Annotated in this window: 3 protein-coding genes; all 3 read left to right on the plus strand. The window is 47.2% G+C overall.

Annotation, left to right across the window (positions count from 1 at the left end; genetic code table 11):
- Positions 1 to 585, plus strand: a 585-nt coding sequence (locus ACKFKF_RS34830) for a hypothetical protein (RefSeq protein ID WP_446871904.1), incomplete at its 5' end; no start/stop codon positions are given.
- A 70-nt stretch (positions 586 to 655) separates the two neighbouring features.
- Positions 656 to 1,615, plus strand: coding sequence for a glycosyltransferase family 2 protein (locus ACKFKF_RS34835; RefSeq protein ID WP_446871905.1), 960 nt, complete (start codon positions 656 to 658; stop codon positions 1,613 to 1,615).
- Between the two features lie 276 nt (positions 1,616 to 1,891).
- A partial coding sequence (locus tag ACKFKF_RS34840) for an amino acid ABC transporter substrate-binding protein (RefSeq protein WP_446871906.1) occupies positions 1,892 to 2,722 on the plus strand: 831 nt, incomplete at its 3' end.

Below are 2,722 nucleotides of genomic sequence, written 5' to 3' on the forward strand. Positions count from 1 at the left end.
CTCAAATGGCAGCCCTATAGTGCCCGTCATCACCTGACTATTTTTGTTTTATTTTCAGCATTTGTAGGCGTTGTTTTGTCAAATCTTAAAACTCGTCGAGTTGCAAACGCGATCGCACTAATTTTACTTGTCCTGTCGTTGCCCTACGCTTTCAACAATAAATATCGACCCATTTTAGGTCGTGAAAGTGTTTTGACAACTCCTCGATTGGAGCAAGTCTTTATTCAACGAAAATGGCTCAAAGCACCGTATCCAAATGCGGCAAGTTTTGTAACGGCCCAACAGTGCTCAAAAGTGGGGCTTTATCTGACGGATGATTCGGCCTGGGAATATCCACTGTGGACACTGCTTCACAACAAAAACCTTCGGATTGAGCAAATTGAGCATGTAATCGTTAACAATATCTCAGCCCAAAAATTGAAGGTTGAGCCTTATAAATCCTTTGATCCTTGTGCGATCGTCGTCTACGCCAACAAGAAGACTTTTCAAGCCCAAAAAGATCAGCTACAAGTGCGTGACAAACTGTATACCAAAGCCTGGTCAGAATATCCGATGAGCGTCTTCCTTAAAAAACAGCGCGGATGAAATTATTTGCGCTAGTCTTTGCAGTAGCCAGAGATTTAATCGTACATCGATCAGTGGACTTTTTCAGGTTATGACTCCAACCTATTCTCTAATCATTCCGATCTACAACGAAGAAGCAACGATCGCAGAACTCTATCGTCGAGTCAGTGCCCTGATGGATCGTCTGGATGCACCCGCAGAACTGGTATTAATTAACGATGGCAGCCGGGATCGATCGCTCTACATGATGCGAGAATTACACCAAAAAGATCCACGAGTTTGCTATCTCAGTCTGGCTCGCAACTTTGGACATCAAATCGCCGTTACAGCAGGATTAAATTTTGTGCGGGGGCGCGTTGTCGTTATTCTGGATGCTGATCTACAAGACCCACCCGAATTGATTCCAGACATGCTAGAACTCTGGCGACAGGGCTATCAAGTCATCTACGCCCAACGCACACAACGCAAAAAAGAAGGCTGGTTCAAACGGTTGACGGCTTATGTATTTTATCGATTGCTAAAACGGCTCGCTGATGTAGATATTCCCACCGATACGGGCGACTTTTGTTTGATGGATCGTCAGGTGGTCGATGTACTCAACTCAATGCCAGAGCGAAATCGATACATTCGAGGACTGCGATCGTGGGTTGGGTTTAGACAAACTTCGATTAAATTTGAGCGCGATCCTCGGTTTGCTGGAGATGTGAAATATACGTTTCGCAAGTCATTCTCTCTAGCAATCAATGGGTTAGTTTCTTTCTCCAAAGTTCCCTTACAAATTTCTACTTATATTGGATTATTCTCAGCATTCGTCGCTCTGATCATGGCAATGCTTGTCTTATATTGGCGTTTCTTTGTTCCCCATTCTCCGCTGACAGGTATCACGGTTATTATTGTTGCTATCTTCTTTTTGGGCGCAGTCCAGCTTGTCAGCATTGGCATTCTTGGTGAGTACATCGGGCGAATCTATGAAGAAGTCAAAAATCGTCCCCTTTACACATTGGGAGAAGTGGCTGGATTTGAGAAGAGAGAGATGAGGGATGAGGGATGAGGGATGAGGGATGAGGGATGATTGGGTTCTCGATATTGACTCAGCGCCACTTAGTTTTTGGGCATGGCTGAATTCAGGTGTGAGTCGTCGAGATTGAAAGTCTGGAAGTCTCTCAGAATTGGAGCGTTGGAGTTTAGACCACCGTTCAGCACCACTCAATTTTTGTTGTAAAGTCCAATTCGATCGGACACACCCCAAAACCGATTAAAATAGCCCCGAACCTCAGAAACACTCACAGGTTCATCCCTCATCCCTCATCCCTCATCCCTCATCCCTATGCTCCACTGGCGTACCTGGCTACTGACGATCGCACTTCTCATTCCCCTAACTGCCTGTGGTGGAGAAGCCCCAACTGGACAAGGTGGCGGAACGGCTACAAAAGGACGGTTAGCTACGGTTTTGAGCCGTGGAAAAGTGATTTGTGGCGTGAGCGGCGAACTGCCTGGATTTAGCTTTGTTGAGCAAGATGGCAAATATTCGGGCTTGGATGTGGATGTCTGTCGAGCGATCGCCGCCGCTTTATTCAACAATCCCGATGAGGTCGAGTTTCGCAATCTCAATGCTAAAGAACGGTTTACGGCAGTCCAGACGGGCGAAGTGGATATTCTCAGCCGCAATACAACTTCTACCATGAGCCGCGATACCTCTACTGGGCTAGAATTTGCGCCTGTTGTCTTTTATGACGGTCAGGGCATCATGGTACGCAAAGCCAGCAATATCAAGACGTTGGCTGACCTCAAAGGCAAATCTATCTGCATTCAAACAGGCACCACGACTGAGCAAAATTTGACCGATCAGATGCGAAAAAGAGGCATTCCCTACAAGCCCGTCGTGTTTGAGGATGTCAACACCACCTTTGCCACCTATGCAGAAGGCCGCTGTGAAGGCGTGACAGCCGATCGCTCTGCCCTGAGTTCTCGTCGTACCACGCTGCCCAAGCCAGACGATCATGTAATTCTGGACGAAGCTCTGTCTGAAGAGCCACTCGCCCCCGCGATCGCAGACGGTGACGCGAGTTGGAGTAATGCCGTGCGATGGATTGTCTATGCGCTATTTGAGGCTGAGAAGTTGGGGATTACGTCTCAAAACGTTGATCAGCAGGTGAAG

It is taken from the genome of Phormidesmis sp. 146-12, assembly GCF_052939495.1.

Excerpts from the sequence above, each read along its gene's own strand:
- ACKFKF_RS34835 (WP_446871905.1), top strand. The coding sequence starts at position 656 with ATGACTCCAACCTATTCTCTAATCATTCCGATCTACAACGAAGAAGCA.